The 15392-nt window shown below is 39.4% G+C and carries 14 protein-coding genes, 5 tRNA genes and 1 pseudogene; 12 read left to right on the top strand and 8 right to left on the bottom strand.

The window, feature by feature from the left end; translation table 11 throughout:
* The first annotated feature begins 20 nt into the window (after nucleotides 1-20).
* Nucleotides 21-347, top strand: a complete 327-nt coding sequence (locus ETP70_RS11380) for a helix-turn-helix transcriptional regulator (protein ID WP_151901285.1) — start codon at nucleotides 21-23, stop codon at nucleotides 345-347.
* 81 nt (nucleotides 348-428) lie between these two features.
* Complete coding sequence (locus ETP70_RS11375) at nucleotides 429-1529, top strand: tyrosine-type recombinase/integrase (protein WP_151901284.1); 1101 nt, start codon at nucleotides 429-431, stop codon at nucleotides 1527-1529.
* Nucleotides 1530-1608: 79 nt separating this feature from the next.
* On the opposite strand, the gene ETP70_RS11370 is transcribed toward ETP70_RS11375, so the two are convergent.
* From ETP70_RS11370 to ETP70_RS11350, 5 genes are all read right to left on the bottom strand, one after another.
* Nucleotides 1609-1693 (bottom strand) — tRNA-Leu (locus tag ETP70_RS11370).
* 50 nt (nucleotides 1694-1743) lie between these two features.
* Nucleotides 1744-1820: transfer RNA gene (locus ETP70_RS11365), tRNA-Arg, on the bottom strand.
* 5 nt (nucleotides 1821-1825) lie between these two features.
* Nucleotides 1826-1902, bottom strand: a tRNA-Arg gene (locus ETP70_RS11360).
* 41 nt (nucleotides 1903-1943) lie between these two features.
* Nucleotides 1944-2020, bottom strand: a tRNA-His gene (locus ETP70_RS11355).
* A 37-nt stretch (nucleotides 2021-2057) separates the two neighbouring features.
* Nucleotides 2058-2135, bottom strand: a tRNA-Pro gene (locus ETP70_RS11350).
* Between the two features lie 148 nt (nucleotides 2136-2283).
* Between ETP70_RS11350 and ETP70_RS11345 the strand changes: the two genes are divergently transcribed.
* Both ETP70_RS11345 and ETP70_RS11340 read left to right on the top strand, forming a co-directional pair.
* Nucleotides 2284-3621 (top strand): sodium-dependent transporter, encoded by a 1338-nt coding sequence (locus tag ETP70_RS11345; RefSeq protein WP_151901283.1) that lies wholly within the window; start codon nucleotides 2284-2286, stop codon nucleotides 3619-3621.
* Nucleotides 3618-3899 (top strand): hypothetical protein, encoded by a 282-nt coding sequence (locus tag ETP70_RS11340; RefSeq protein WP_230973273.1) that lies wholly within the window; start codon nucleotides 3618-3620, stop codon nucleotides 3897-3899. The genes ETP70_RS11345 and ETP70_RS11340 overlap by 4 nt, the downstream gene beginning before the upstream one ends.
* A gap of 149 nt (nucleotides 3900-4048) precedes the next feature.
* Here the strand turns inward: ETP70_RS11340 and ETP70_RS11335 are convergent, their stop codons facing one another.
* The 3 genes from ETP70_RS11335 to ETP70_RS11325 form a co-directional block, all read right to left on the bottom strand.
* On the bottom strand, nucleotides 4049-4828 hold the full coding sequence (locus tag ETP70_RS11335; RefSeq protein WP_151901282.1) for a thiazole synthase: 780 nt from the start codon (nucleotides 4826-4828) through the stop codon (nucleotides 4049-4051).
* 295 nt (nucleotides 4829-5123) lie between these two features.
* Nucleotides 5124-6524 carry an NAD(P)H-hydrate dehydratase gene (locus ETP70_RS11330; RefSeq protein ID WP_151901281.1) on the bottom strand — a complete coding sequence of 467 codons (1401 nt, stop codon included), beginning with the start codon at nucleotides 6522-6524 and terminating at the stop codon, nucleotides 5124-5126.
* Between the two features lie 2 nt (nucleotides 6525-6526).
* The gene (locus ETP70_RS11325) at nucleotides 6527-7261 is read right to left on the bottom strand and encodes a P-loop NTPase family protein (RefSeq protein WP_151901280.1); all 735 of its coding nucleotides are present in this window, start codon (nucleotides 7259-7261) and stop codon (nucleotides 6527-6529) included.
* A gap of 68 nt (nucleotides 7262-7329) precedes the next feature.
* Between ETP70_RS11325 and ETP70_RS11320 the strand changes: the two genes are divergently transcribed.
* The 8 genes and pseudogenes from ETP70_RS11320 (at nucleotide 7330) to ETP70_RS11290 (ending at nucleotide 15253) form a co-directional block, all read left to right on the top strand.
* Nucleotides 7330-8292, top strand: coding sequence for a KpsF/GutQ family sugar-phosphate isomerase (locus ETP70_RS11320; RefSeq protein ID WP_151901279.1), 963 nt, complete (start codon nucleotides 7330-7332; stop codon nucleotides 8290-8292).
* 2 nt (nucleotides 8293-8294) lie between these two features.
* Complete coding sequence (locus ETP70_RS11315) at nucleotides 8295-9092, top strand: pseudouridine synthase (RefSeq protein ID WP_188109992.1); 798 nt, start codon at nucleotides 8295-8297, stop codon at nucleotides 9090-9092.
* Between the two features lie 3 nt (nucleotides 9093-9095).
* Nucleotides 9096-10280: a replication-associated recombination protein A gene (locus ETP70_RS11310; RefSeq protein WP_151901277.1), complete on the top strand. Its 1185-nt coding sequence runs from the start codon at nucleotides 9096-9098 to the stop codon at nucleotides 10278-10280.
* A 40-nt stretch (nucleotides 10281-10320) separates the two neighbouring features.
* A complete protein-coding gene (locus ETP70_RS11305) occupies nucleotides 10321-10608 on the top strand; it encodes a hypothetical protein (protein ID WP_151901276.1) in 288 nt (95 codons plus the stop codon).
* Between the two features lie 3 nt (nucleotides 10609-10611).
* Nucleotides 10612-11415: pseudogene (locus ETP70_RS12850) on the top strand (nitrate- and nitrite sensing domain-containing protein); the annotation flags it as partial.
* A 165-nt stretch (nucleotides 11416-11580) separates the two neighbouring features.
* The gene (locus ETP70_RS12845; protein ID WP_430739214.1) at nucleotides 11581-12588 is read left to right on the top strand and encodes a methyl-accepting chemotaxis protein; all 1008 of its coding nucleotides are present in this window, start codon (nucleotides 11581-11583) and stop codon (nucleotides 12586-12588) included.
* Between the two features lie 8 nt (nucleotides 12589-12596).
* Nucleotides 12597-13832, top strand: a complete 1236-nt coding sequence (locus tag ETP70_RS11295) for a PP2C family protein-serine/threonine phosphatase (RefSeq protein ID WP_151901274.1) — start codon at nucleotides 12597-12599, stop codon at nucleotides 13830-13832.
* 116 nt (nucleotides 13833-13948) lie between these two features.
* Nucleotides 13949-15253 (top strand): malic enzyme-like NAD(P)-binding protein, encoded by a 1305-nt coding sequence (locus ETP70_RS11290; RefSeq protein WP_151901273.1) that lies wholly within the window; start codon nucleotides 13949-13951, stop codon nucleotides 15251-15253.
* Nucleotides 15254-15392 lie beyond the last annotated feature (139 nt).

Below are 15392 nucleotides of genomic sequence, written 5' to 3'. Positions count from 1 at the left end.
TTTTAACTTGAAGGAAGAATATGAATATTAATTTTGAGGCATTGGAACAGATTCCAGCAATGTTAAAACTATTAGAAAAAATATCAGAAGATATCAATAAACAAGTAGATAAGAGATGGCTTTCAACAAAAGAAGCAGCTCTATATCTTGGATATTCCATAGACTCCATTAATGCAAAAGTTAAAAGTGGTGACTTTCTTCCTGGATATCACTATTATCAAAACAGTTCAAAAAGAATGTTTGATAGAGCAGTGTTAGATAAATGGGTAATGGGTAAAGATTACCAAGAACTTGAAGCTGATATGAAAAATACTGTTGAAAGTATTGTAGAGAAAATTGTAGCTTAATAATAAAAGATTCATCTATTTTCAACTATAATTATAATCTGTAATTATGGTTGAAAGTGGTTTCAAATAAAAGGAAAACACATGAGACTATATGTAAAAAAAACAAAAAACAAAAAAGGTGTAAAGGAGTCACTATGGATTGATTTTACTCATAATGGAGTAAGACATAGAAAACCTTTGAACCTTGATAATACACCAGCTAATAGAAAATTGGCTGAAAAGCAAATATTACCAGCTATACAATATAAGATTAGCACAGGTGAGTTCTTTAAAAATAAAATGAAAACTGTTGATGAATATATGAAAATCTCTTTTGATTTGCAGAAGTCAAATAGAAAACAGTTTACTATTGTAGACTATATCAGTAAGTATAATAAGCATTTGCAACCTGTTTTTGGTAAAAAACTTTTAGATACTATAAAAGGTGTAGACATTACAGAATGGCAAAACAGTATGTTAGAAAAAGGTTATGCTATTGAAACTATTAAAAGTGTCAGAGGTATTTTAAGTACTATTTTTGAAGAAGCAATTAGGGCAGAACTAATTGAAAAGAATCCTGTAAAATATGCTTCTATTATGTCTAAAAGAAAACAAGTAAAAAAAGCAACTAATGAAATAGTGCCATTTAGTATTAGTGAAATAAAGAGCTTGATACAGTCTACAAGAACAGAACAAATGAAAAATTTGTATATGCTTTTGTTTACAACTGGACTAAGAGGTGGAGAAGCAATAGGTTTAGAATGGAGTAAAGTAGATTTTGAGAAAATGGAGATTGAAATAAGTTCTCAAATTGGTAGGGGAGTTGTTGGATCACCAAAATGGGACTCATTTAGAACTGTTCCAATAACAGAAGCATTACTTCCTTATTTACAAAAGCAATTTGAAATGACAGGAGATAAAAATTCTTATGTCTTTTTAAATACTTGCTCTAAACCATTTTGGGATATTTCTAAAATTAGAGAAGGTGAATGGACAAAAGACTTAGCAAGAGCTGGTATCAAGTATAGAAAAATTCACCAAACTAGACATACATTTTGTTCTACACATATTAGTGCAGGAGAAGATATAAATTTGATTAGTAAAATTGCTGGGCATAGTTCAACAAGAATGACACTTGAAGTTTATTCAAAATATATTCCAAGAGATTTGGGTGATTTTGGAAAAGCTTTTAATAATATATAGACACTGAATGGCACTCATTTGGCACCAAGTAATTTTGATAATCTCTGAAAGTAAGTATTTTAGGGGTTGTTTAGTTGAGTGGTGCGGATGAAAGGACTTGAACCTTCACACCTTGCGGCACCAGATCCTAAGTCTGGCGTGTCTACCAATTTCACCACATCCGCATGGATAAGTTTTTAACGTCACTTCTGACAAAATAATATAAAAAATTTAGTGGTACCCCCTACACGATTCGAACGTGTGGCCTACGCCTTAGAAGGGCGTTGCTCTATCCAGCTGAGCTAAGGAGGCTAAAATGGTACGCCCGATAGGATTCGAACCTATAACCCTCGGAGCCGAAATCCGAAACTCTATCCAGTTGAGCCACGGACGCTACTACATTTGTTATATTATTTAATTTTTTATATTTTTTCATGGGGTGGGATACGGGATTCGAACCCGCGACCCCCGGCACCACAAACCAGTGCTCTAACCAGCTGAGCTAATCCCACCATATTGTTATATAAAATATAAAGTAAAAATTTAAAGTGGTCGGGGTGAAAGGACTCGAACCTTCGGCCCCCTGGTCCCAAACCAGGTACTCTAACCATACTGAGCTACACCCCGACCTGCACACATTAAACAGACAGTTATGCTGATTAATGAGGCGAAATTATAGTTAATTTGATTCAAAATGTCAATAGTATTTGGAAATTCTTTTTAAAAAACTGATTTTTTCAGTATAATTAGACTACTTCAATACAGAAAGTTACGCATGAAAATAGCTAGATTTAGTCGGATTGGTTTTATAATGGCAGCAGCAGGCAGTGCTGTAGGACTTGGAAATATTTGGAAATTTCCTTATATTACAGGAGAGTATGGCGGCGGAGCTTTTGTCCTTGTTTATCTCATCACGGTACTGCTTATCGGCTTTTCCATTATGACAGCGGAAATGCTCATCGGGTATCTTGGCAGACGTGATACCGTGACCTCTTTTGAAGTGTTGGCACCAAAACATAAAAACTTATGGAAATTTGCCGGTTTTCAAGGGCTGGCAGGTCTTTTTATCATGATATTCTATTCTGTAGTCATCGGATGGATATTCAACTATATAGTTACCTCGCTGACCTATCTTCCCTCGACGGTTGCCGAAGCAGAAACAACCTTTACAAAGATGCTTCATGCTGATTTCTGGACACAGTTTTTCTACCATACGCTTTCCTTTGTGATGATTACCTATGTCCTGCACAAGGGTTTAAAAGGTGGTATAGAAAAGCTCAATATGTTTTTGATGCCGGCACTGATGATTATTTTGGCTTCGATGTTTGCGTATGCCGTTACCCTTGACGGTTTTTCAAAAGCGGTCACCTTTATGTTCTCTCCTGACTGGTCCAAGATTACCTCGGAAGCCTTTGTGGTCGCTGTCGGGCATGCTTTTTTTACACTGAGTCTTGGGATGGGTGCCATTATGACCTATGCGGCATCACTTGAAAAAAATGCAAATATTGTCAAGAGCGCTTTTTGGGTTGTCTTTTTGGATACGACAATAGCGATAGTCGCGGGACTGATGCTTTTTACCTTTTTGTACCAGTACGGTTCGGGTCCTGCAAAAGGTCCGGGGCTTGTTTTTATCTCTTTGCCGGCTGCATTTTATGAGATGGGCATCATCGGAAATATTTTTGCCATTTTGTTTTTTATTGCTTTGGCCTTTGCAGGATTGACATCTTCTGTTTCTCTTGTTGAGCCTATGGTACAGTATTTTATAGACCGATTTGGCTGGAATCGTCTCAAGTCGACTCTTTCTGTGGGGACATTTTTCTGGTTTTTCGGTATTTTTGCCATTCTCTCAAACATAGACGGTGCAAAAGAGTATCTGACATGGGGCAGCAAAAACTTTTTTGACTGGGTTGACTATGTGACTGCTGCGATTATGTTGCCTCTTGGCGGGCTTTTGATGGCGATTTTCGTCGGTTATGTCATGCCGCGTTCGGAAGTGGAAGCAACAATGAAACCACAGTTAAAATGGGCCTTTGGTCCATGGTACTTTTCTCTTCGCTATATTACGCCTGTCGCCATGTTTGTGGTGATGCTTTCACTAATGGGGATTATATGATGGACAAAATTAAAGACGAGTGTATAAAAATCTTGGAAAAGGAGGGAATAAATCCGGTCTCTGCTATAGATTTTGATGTGAACGGCAAAGTACACTCTTTGAGTTTTATCTATATTATAGAAACGTATATGCAGGCATCAGAAGAGTCACGGCTGGTATTTTTGAGTGCTTTGAAAAAAGCGGTAGTTGCAAAAGAGATGGGAATTGAAAAATTTTTTGAGGGAATGGGAAAACTTCTTTTGATGACACATCTTTCTGAAAAATTTGATATTAAATAAGGAGGTTTTTATGGTAAAAAATATTATTATCGCAGTTGTTTTGCTTTTGGCAGTAAGCGGACTGGTGTACAAGGCAGCCAATCCGTCAGATTACAAACACCCGCTCCACCGCTAAAAGCAAAGTAAAAGAACTTTGTTCTTTTACGGGACTAAAACTGTATCATACCGTCTACCGGAGATGATGCGGTTGCATAAGGGCGTTTTGGAATTCTTCCTGCAAGGTAGCTCATTCTTCCCGCCTGTACGGCATGCTTCATAGCCTCTGCCATTACCATAGGGTTCTGTGCCTGGGCTATGGCTGTGTTTGTCAAAACACCGTCAGCACCAAGTTCCATTGCATAGGCAGCATCACTGGCACAGCCGATGCCTGCATCCACAATTACCGGTACTTTTATCGCATCGCGGATAAATACAATATTGTATGGGTTTTGAATACCCAGGCCGCTTCCGATAGGGGCGGCAAGAGGCATAACCGCATCTGCTCCGGCATCTTCAAGACGCTTTGCCATAATCGGATCATCCGAAGTGTATGCCATGATTGTAAAACCTTCTTTTGCCAAAATCTCACAGGCTTTTATGGTTTCAAGCACATCAGGGTAGAGTGTTTTTTGCGTATCGCCGATGACTTCAAGTTTGATCAGATCAATACCCGTAGCCTCGCGTGTCAAACGAAATGTCGTAATTGCTTCTTCGGCAGTCACACATCCCGCGGAGTTTGGCAGAAACTTTACATTTGTTCCGGCAAAAGTATCACGCAGATTTTCCTTGTCCGGGTCTGTAATATTAAGACGTCTGACCGCAACGGTGATCAGTTCGCTTCCGCTGGCAAGTGTTGCTTCTTTTGTTGTTTCAAAAGAGTCATATTTCCCGCTTCCGACAATAAGTCTTGAACCGAGTTCATATTTTCCGATTTTTAATTTGTTATCCATTTTTTATCTGTCCTTTTTTGTTGTATTCCCTTCACAATGCTGTGGAGTAAAGAGTATGATATTTTTCGGAAGCAAGTTTCTTAAAGACACTCAGCTTAGACTTTAGTCTGAGTGCCATTAAGTTAAGAAAAAACCTGATGTTTTTCTGGAACCTGGGCCTTTGTCTTTAAAGATATAAAGCCCGCACTAAAGTACGGGTTCCGAAAAACTGTTTAACTTAATGGAATTGAGACTGAAGTCCGGGTTCCGAAAAAAGCTTATAAGAGAAATTATACGATTTATAACATAAGCAATCTTATAAATTCCCAATTCCCTGTATCAAATTCTCCGGTGTAAGAGAAAAATCAGCACCGGAATAGTTTTGTGCCAGTTTTGTGTGTGCAAGAGATCCGTGTATTGCAGCATCGAGTGGGGTTTTTCCCTGTGCCAGCAAAGAGCCTATGAGTCCGCTGAGTACATCGCCGCTTCCTGCTTTGGCGAGTTTGGCACTGCCGTGAGGGTTTATGAAAAATGCATCTCCTGCACCGATAATAACATTTGCCCCCTTTAAGAGAAGGGTTGCATCCGGATAGGCTTTGCAAAAGAGTTCCACATAGAAAAATCGTTTTTTTTGCAATTCCCCTACAGTAATGTCGGCAAGTTCTGTGAGTTTTAAAAGTGATACAAACTCTTTTGGATGCGGTGTGAGCACAATATTTTTACGCTCTAAAATTTCCAAAACAAGAGGCATCGCAAACAGGTCCGCATCCACCAGAAGAGGAAGATCGTTATTTAGCAGCTCTTTAAGTTCAGCATCACTGAATTCTGTTCCCAGTCCCATACCGCAGGCAATTGCAGTTGTATTAGCCGGCAGAGCATGGGCATACATGAGGGAATGCGGAATATGCAACATCTGATGATTTTCATATCCGACAAGGGTAACAAGCCCTGCACCAAATCTAAGAGCACCCAGAGCACTCATGATGGAAGCTCCCGGTTTTTCACCGCAAAGCAGGCTTAAATGGCCAAAACTGCCTTTATGGGTATTTTTTTCTTTTCTTGTCGGAAGCTGTAAATCACACAGATCCAGAAGCTGCCAGTTTGTCTGTGTTTCATAGAGTTTTCTTGCAACTCCCAAATCCAGAACTTCAATCTTTCCTGTCTGCTCTTTTGCTTCGTCCAAAAAGAGTGCTTTTTTTAAAGCTCCCATTGTCAGCGTCACATCTGCACAAAAGGTTGTTTTTGCACAGGCACCGCTTTTTGTAAGCCCGCTTGGCACATCACAGGCAATTTTAAAAGCCTTGACTGTGTTCATTACATGTAAAAGGTTTGCAATTTCTGCAGAAAATTCTCCACTGAAGCCTGTGCCGACAATGGCATCAACAAGGATATCACATTCCTGAAATTCTTTTATCTGCTTTACATGTAAAGCCTTGGCTCTTTTTTCCTGTAGCAAAGCCATTTGGGACTTTGGGTCTCTGGCATACAAAAGGCAGACATTATGCTCACCATGCAAAAGCCGTGCCAAAGCGATTCCATCTGCTCCGTTGTTGCCGCTTCCTGTGACTATGAGGATGTTCTCTTCGTTTGAGAAGTTGGCTCTTATATAGGAGGCCATGCCGTTTGCGGCATGTTCCATTAAAATATCTTCGCTTAAAAAGAACTCTTGGTAGCATCTTTGATCAAGCGGGGCAACCTCTTCAAATATCTTTTGCATAATCAGACTTCAGGAACATACTCGTCTATTTTTACCATACTGCTTTTTATATCGTTAAAGAGCAGTGTAGGGTAGGCAGTTCTGTACTGGTAGTAAAAGTGGTTTTTTTTCAGTGTTTTTAAAATGGCTGTATTGAAATAGTTGGCATTGGAACATTTTCCTACATAAAGAAAGGAAAACAACAGTTTGAGATGCGGGTTCTCAAAAGTCGGATGCGGCTGTGCCAAAAATGTAAAGCCCTGTTTTTGAAGATTTGTGAAGCTGAGCATATAGAGTAAAAAATCTTCAAATTTTGTATAAAATCCATTGAGGTTTTCAATATCATGGAAAAAATAGTAATAGTTGTCCAAAAGTTCCTGCTGGGAAATTACTTTTGAAAGTTTGCTTTTTTTCTCTCTTTTGGTGGCAAAAAAATTAGGATTGACAGCCATATAGATATGCTTTTTTTCAGCTACAAGTGCAGCAAAAGCCTCATCAAACGCTTCGCTCTCTTCAAAACGAATATAGTTAAAGTGCTCATCTTTGTATCTGAGCTCAACATCATCCTCATGGGAATCTGCAAAGTCCATATAGAGCGTGGGTACATTATTGTCAATGACAAAATTCCTTATTTTGCAGGCCAGGTTTGTCTTGCCCGCACCCTCTTCACCCAAAATCAATGTATTGTGTGTGAGCATTCTGTTTTCTAATCTTAAAGCATCAATAGTATCCAAATATCTACCAATAACATTTCTCATAGCATGTCCTTAAAAATCATATTTTTAGTATTATATCTTCTTGATGATAAAAAAGGTATAATTAGACTATGAATTATAAAACAATTGCACAGGAAACATTAAATATCGAAGCAAATACCCTGCTCAATGCGGCAAAAAACATTGATGATGCCTTTAACAAAGCTGTAGAAATCATACTTGCATGCAAAGGCAAACTTGTTGTGAGCGGTGTTGGAAAAAGCGGACTTATCGGTGCAAAAATGGCGGCTACCTTTGCCTCGACAGGAACACCGAGCTTTTTTCTGCACCCAACAGAAGCACTGCATGGCGATCTTGGCATGATAGACAAAAATGATGTTGTTATTGCTATCAGTTATTCGGGAGAGAGCGAAGAACTCAGTTCTATTTTGCCGCATATCAAACGTTTTGGCATACCGCTTATAGGCATGACACGGGACAAACACTCAACGCTTGGACAGTACAGTGATATAGTCATTAAGGTTGTTGTTGAAAAAGAGGCCTGTCCTCTCAATATCGCACCGACAAGCTCGACAACACTGACGCTTGCACTCGGTGATGCCATGGCTGTGGCTCTGATGAAGGCCAGAGATTTTAAAAAGAGTGATTTTGCTTCTTTTCATCCCGGCGGCGCTTTGGGAAAAAAACTTTTTATTAAAGTGAAAAATCTGATGAAAAGCGATGATCTGCCTGTAGTTTCAAAAGATGCAAAAGTAAAAGATGCTATTTTGAAAATAAGCGAAGGCAGGCTCGGAACTGTTTTGATAACCGATAATGCAGGAAAGCTTGCAGCACTTATGAGTGACGGCGATGTCCGCCGGGCACTTTTAAGAGATGACTTTTCACTTGAAGATGATGTGCTTAAATATGCCACATCTGATCCTATGAGTATAGATGATGAAGAGATGCTTGCGAGTGATGCACTTGTTTTAATAGAAGAGAAAAAAATCCAGCTTCTGGTTGTAACAGACAAGGACAAAAAGATACAGGGCGTACTTCATATTCATACGCTCATAGAAAAAGGAATTTCATAATAATGAGACTAAACAAATATATTGCACACTATTCAACCTACTCAAGACGAGAGGCTGACAAAGCTGTCCAGGACGGTTATGTGCGTGTAAACGGAGAGATAGAAACGAATCCTGCAACACAGATACAAGAGGGTGTAGACATTGTCTATATCAGCGGCAAGCAGGTTTCTCCTCAGGAAAAATACACGGTGATTGTGTATAACAAACCAAAAGGCGAGCTTGTAACCAAAAATGACCCAAAAGGCAGACGCACAATTTACGACTCTTTAAGCAAAGAGTTTAAGCATTTTATTCCTGTCGGCCGGCTTGACTTTGCAAGTGAAGGACTGCTGCTTCTGACAGATGCCTCCCATGTAGCGACGGCGCTGATGGAGTCAGATCTTGAGAGAATTTACAAGATTAAAATCAAAGGGATGGTGACTCCGGATATGGAGGATGCCATGCTCAACGGGATCTATCTGGATGATGCAAGTGCCGGAGCGCATTCGCATTCCAAAATTATCTCAATGGACATAAAACCTTTTATAGGCTATAAGATTCAAAAGAATCAGCCCAACTACTCCATCCTCAAAGTAGCGCTAAAAGAGGGGAAAAACCGTGAACTTCGCCGCTTTTTTGCACACTTTGGCGCAGAGGTGGCTGATCTCAAACGTGTAAGTTTTGCTGAAATCGAACTAAACAACCTGCCAACGGGCAAAACAAGATATTTGACGCGCAGTGAATATTCTGCACTCTACAAATTTTTAAAAGAAGAGAAAAAGAGAGCCAGAGAGAAAAAGAGAAAAGAAGAAAAAGAGTAGGAGATGGATTTTACACATCTGCTGCGACCTGCAAATTTTGATGAGATGACAGGACAGGAGCATTTAACAGCAAAAGATGCGCCTTTGCGTGTTTTATGTGAAAAAGAAGTAATTGGTCACAGTTTTTTTTATGGACCTGCCGGTGTCGGAAAGACATCACTTGCCAGAGTCATAGCAAAAACTATGCAGCTCCCTTTTTATGAGTTTAATGCCACTTCGCTGAAGGTCGAACAGCTTCGTAAAATATTTGATCAGTATAAAAATGCTCTGCAAAAGCCGCTTATATTTATAGATGAGGTGCATAGGCTTTCAAAAAATCAGCAGGAGGTTTTATTGCCGGTGATGGAAAACAATTCTGTGCTCATCATAGGCGCTTCAACCGAAAACCCCTTTTATTCGCTTACCTCTGCGATCCGTTCACGCTCTATGCTTTTTGAGCTCAAAAGTATCTCCCATGCCGGTTTGGAAAAACTGTTACTGAGAGCACTGAATAAAACTAATATTGTCCTTGAGGAGGATGCAAAAGAGTACCTCATAGCTTCAAGCGGCGGAGATGCAAGAGCGATGCTCAATCTGTTGGAATTTGCCGCCAGCATCAACGAAACAGTGACTCTGGAGCTGTTGCAGTCGCTCCGTCCCAATGCGCTGCAGTCCGGAAGCAGTGAAGACGGTGTACATTATGACCTGACGTCAGCACTGATTAAGTCTATTCGCGGCAGTGATGCGGATGCAGCGATTTATTACCTTGCACGTTTGATTGCAGGCGGAGAGAGTGCCGATTTTATCGCCAGACGGCTTGTAATCCTGGCAAGCGAAGATGTCGGGAATGCAAACCCGCAGGCTCTGACATTGGCGACCTCCTGCCTGACAAGTGTAAGCAAGATAGGCTATCCGGAGGCAAGAATTATCCTGGCACAGGCGGTTATTTATCTCTGTGCCTCTCCAAAATCCAATTCTGCATATTTGGCAATAAATAAAGCTTTAAAGAGTGTGAAAGAGGGTAACATTGCAGAAATCCCGAAAAATATCACAAACAATCATGAAAACTATTTGTATCCCCACGATTTTGGCGGCTATGTCGAACAAAACTATCTTGCAAAACCGATGCATTTTGTGGAGTTAAAAGAGATAGGCTATGAAAAAAAGATGAAAGAGTGGATTAAAATTATAAAACACTCATCAAAATAATGATATACTTGAAAAAATACTTTTCAACAAGGAAGATTATATGACTATTTCAGTGTCTGCAAATACTGTAACTATAAACGGAAATATCAAATCGATACAGGACTATCAACAGATTAAAGAGACGATAGATACGCTCAGAACAACACACAGGCATATTGTTCTCGTAATCAAAGATTCCATATCCATCACCTCCTCTGTGATCGGGTATTTAAACAAACTTGTTTTAAAGGACAATGTTGATTTACATGTGGAAGTAGGCGATGAACAGCTTATGGAGCTTTTTGAAGATCTGAATCTTGTCTCTTTATTTCACGTAAAAAAGGTATAAAAAATGACTATAAAAAGCAAACTCAATCTTATTACTGCCATTGTTGTCTCTTTTGCTTTGGTAATTATAGGACTGACGGTTAACACAGCGCTGAAAGAAGATACTGTTGTACAACAGTCAAAGATGTTGAATGTAATGTCTCAAAAACTGAGTCTGTTGATTCATGAGACGCAAAAAGAGAGAGGGGCAAGTGCCGGTTATTTGGGTTCGAAGGGGAAGAAATTTGCAGGTATTCTTCCTAAACAAAGAGAACTGACAGATAAAAGGAACCAGGAGTTCAAAGAGTATCTCAAGACATTGGATTTAAATGATTTTCCAAAAGAACTTCAAGATCAGATTCGCGGACTGCAAGAATATATGAATAAAATCAGTCAAATCAGAAATCTTGTTGACAGTTTCAGTATCAGTGTTGCAAAAGAAGTTGCATATTATACAAAGATGAACAGGAAGATTTTAAATATTGTCGGATTGAGTGCAAAACTGGCATCGACTCCTGAACTGGTCAAAGCCTTGGACGCCTATACAAACTTTTTAAAATCAAAAGAGAGAGCGGGGATAGAGCGTGCGGTACTGAGTGCTACATTTTCTGCAGACAGGTTTGCTCCGGGAATGTATGCCAAGTTTATTACACTTGTGGCGCAGCAGGACGCTTATATAGATGCATTCTTAACGATGGCGACAGACAGGGCAAAGCAACTTTACAGAAGCACAATGAACTCTCCTGCTGTGGATAAAGTAAACAAAATGAGAGAAATTGCCCAAATAAAAGCAAATGAAGGTAATTTTGGGGTTGACAGTGTTGTCTGGTTTCAAACCATTACAAAAAAGATAAATCTTTTAAAACATGTAGATGATGAACTTGCCAAAAACAATGATGCAATTTTGGCAAAAATAGAATCAGAATATAAAAAACGGACAGTCATTACTCTTGTAAGTTATATTGCTTTTGCAATTATTATTTTTATCATCATTATGACAATCAGCAGAGGCGTAAACAAAAGCGTGCAAAGCTCTTTGGAAAAAATAAAATGCGTTTCGAGTGATCTTGACCTTACATGTAACATCATTGTAGAAGGCAATGATGAAATTTCCCAAATTTCCAAAGCTTTACATGTAATGATCAGTGCCTTTAAAGAGACAGTTCTGAGTGTTACCGATGTCTCAAGAAGAAACCAAAATGAATCTGAGAGATTACGGGATGTCGTGATTACTTTAAAAGAAAACAGTGAAGTGGAAGACGGCAAAATCAGTGTGGTCAATGAACTGGCGGTAGATATCGGTAGTAAACTCGATACGGTAGAAGAGTCTACTGTGACAGTGACAGAAGATTTACAGACAACATCGAATTTCTTGGAAGAGTTTATAAGCAAACTGAGCACAGTGGTAGAGTCTATAGAAGAGGGCAGTTCACAACAGCAGGAGCTTGTTCAAAAAGTCAGCGAGTTGACAGAACAGGCAAAAAATATCAAAGATGTGCTGGAGATTATTTCAGATATTGCAGATCAGACAAATCTGCTTGCACTCAACGCCGCTATTGAAGCAGCCCGTGCCGGGGAACATGGTCGAGGTTTTGCCGTAGTTGCCGATGAAGTGAGAAAACTTGCCGAGCGTACACAAAAATCCTTAAGCGAAATCAGTGCAAATGTAAATCTCATTACCCAAAATGTAGTTGAAATCGCCGAAGAGACACAGCATACCTCACAAAGTATGGATCAGATTGCAGAATCCGCGCAGGAATTAATCGTAGCATCCAATGATACAAAAGAGAATCTGATGCAGACAAAAGAGAGCTCCACTGATGTCATGCACCAAAGCATATACATAGCAACAAAAACAAAAGAGCTTGTGAGTACGATGGATGAGATTGTTGTTGTTTCTACAAAAAACAATGAGCTGCGCACAACGATAGAAGCTGTTGTCTCAACACTTTCTCAGGATGCCGCTGCTTTAAAAAATGAACTCAGTAAATTTAAAATTTAGTCCAAACAATGCAGGAAAAGAGTACAGATAAATCATTACAGGAGAAAGATGCCTATGCCGCCTACCAGGAAGAGCTGGCATTTCAAAAAGAGCTCAATATCCTGAGAAATGATTTTTATTACAAGATGATTGATTCTAAAGATATTTCACTGGTAGACTTTTTTTATCAGCCTCTTGACACACTGAGCGGGGATGCCTATTCTGCTCGAAGAATCAATGAAGACAAAACTTTTTACTTTCTTGTTGACGGGATGGGAAAAGGATTGAGTGCTTCACTCAGTGCCATGGCTGTGACAGTCTTTGTCAATCATTTGATAGACAAAATGATAGAGTATGAGAATTTCAGTCTTGATATACTGATTCAAGAGTCTATGGATTTTATGAAGCCTATCTTGCTTGATGAGGAAGCTCTGTCTGTAGACTATATTTTATTTGACAACTACTCTTTTGAATTGGAATATGCCAAATTTGCAATGCCGCCTTTTTTACTTGAGGACAATGCAGGCAATGTGATAAAAATCAAATCAAACAATCCGCCGATGAGCAAGTGGAGCGAAACATACAAGATAGACAATTGCTCTGTAAAAAATATACATAAATTTCTTTTTTACAGTGACGGCATAGTAGAAAACAATACTGTAGAGGGAATCGTATATAACAGTTTTATTGAAAATGATTTTATAGGCTCTTTTACCCGAGAAGAGATGAAAAAACATGTATTGGAAAAAATTGCCATACAGGAAGATGATTTTACTTTTATATTTATCAACAGATTAGAATTAAATGAAACAACACTGGTCAGTGCAAAGGTTTTTGAAACAACGCTGGATGCCGTTGAAGAAGCAAATAACTGGTATGATGGTATTTGTCGGAATCATTGCAGCGGGCTTGCTTTTAATGAACTTTTTATGAATGCATACGAGCATGGAAATCTGGGTATTGATTCTGAAATAAAACATCAGTTGCTTGAGCAGGATAAATATTTTGAGACACTGGTTTCGCTTGAAAAAGAGTGTACAAAAAAAATAACCGTAAAAATATATAATATCAAAACTGCATCTGCCCAATACAGAGTGACACAAATCACAGATGAGGGAGAGGGATTTGACACAAATCAACTGGCGACAATCTTTAGAAATTCAAAAAAATTCAATGGTCGCGGAGTTTTTGTCTCCCGTAAAAACTCTATGGGCATATACTACAACTCAAAAGGCAACAGTGTCCTTTTTCTAACAAAGGTCTAAAAGTCTCTGCAGAGTGCGGAATAATTTCACAACGGATACTTCCACTTGGAACCGGTACTTCAGTGTCGGCTGGTGTTGGCAGCAGATTTGAAATATAAACAACAAGGATAACAATTATGGCAGAGAAACCATCATTTAAACAGGCGTCACTGGATTACCACAAAGCCAAAAGCGAGTTTGACACAAACGGAAAAATAGGAACACTGCTGACAAAACCGTGCACAACACAAGAAGAGCTCTCAATGGCCTACAGTCCCGGTGTCGCATATCCGTGTCTGGAGATACAAAAAGATGCAGACCTTGCCTATGAATATACCAACAAAGGAAATCTGGTTGCAGTGATAAGTGACGGCACAGCGGTCCTCGGGCTTGGTGACATCGGTCACTTGGCGGGAAAACCGGTGATGGAGGGTAAAGGTGTTTTGTTCAAATCTTTTGCAAATATTGATGCTGTTGATATTGAACTCAACACAAAAGATACAGATGCAATTGTGAATATTGTTGCATCGATGGCTGACAGTTTTGGCGGTATAAATCTGGAAGATATCTCAGCACCAAGATGTTTTGAAATAGAAGAACGACTCAAAGAGATTTGCAATGTTCCTGTTTTTCATGATGATCAGCATGGGACAGCCGTTATTACAACAGCAGGGCTGATGAATGTTGCCCAAATGAGCAATAAAAATATACAGGATCTCAAAGTCGTCATTATTGGTGCCGGAGCAGCGGGAATTGCCTGCGGGAAAATGTATAAGGCTTTGGGCGTGAAAAATATTACCATGCTTGACTCCAAAGGGGTTATTCACAGCGGCAGAAGCGATCTCAACAAATACAAAAAACTTTTTGCATTTGAGACAGCTGACAGAAGTTTGGCAGATGCAATGAAAAACGCAGATATGGTGCTTGGGCTCTCCCGACCTGACCTTGTCACACCCCAAATGGTAAAATCCATGTCCCGGACAAATCCCATTATTTTTGCCTGTGCAAATCCAAACCCCGAAATTACCCCTGCGGATGCAAAAAAAGCGCGGCCGGATGTGATTATTGGAACCGGCAGAAGTGATTACCCCAATCAGGTAAACAATGTACTCGGTTTTCCGCAGATTTTTCGCGGTGCATTGGATGTAAGAGCAACAAAAATTACTGAAAATATGAAACTTGCAGCTTCACATGCTTTGGCCGCTCTGGCAAAGGAGCCGGTTCCAAAACATGTAAAACAGATACATCACAGAGAAAATATGGAGTTTGGGCACGAGTATATTATTCCCTCGCCTTTTGACAGACGGGTTTTGGTGTATGTCGCTTCCGCGGTTGCCAAAGCAGCGATACAAGACGGTGTTGCCCGTGTAAAGGATTTTGACACTGATGCGTATAAAATAAAACTGCAAAGATTAGCGGATCATTTAGACGGTAAAATTTAAGCAGCCGTTTTCGGAACCCGTACTTCAGTCATAAGTATCTACACAACTCAAAAAAGCAAAGAAAGCGGAATAGATATTGCATAAGATTTTAAAAAACAAGAGAGTTTATGCAATGGAAGAGCGTTTAAAAAAAAAGATA

Source organism: Sulfurimonas hydrogeniphila, assembly GCF_009068765.1.
Taxonomy (GTDB): domain Bacteria; phylum Campylobacterota; class Campylobacteria; order Campylobacterales; family Sulfurimonadaceae; genus Sulfurimonas; species Sulfurimonas hydrogeniphila.
The sequence above is the reverse complement of the archived record's forward strand: the minus strand, read 5'-3'. Positions and strand labels throughout refer to the sequence as shown.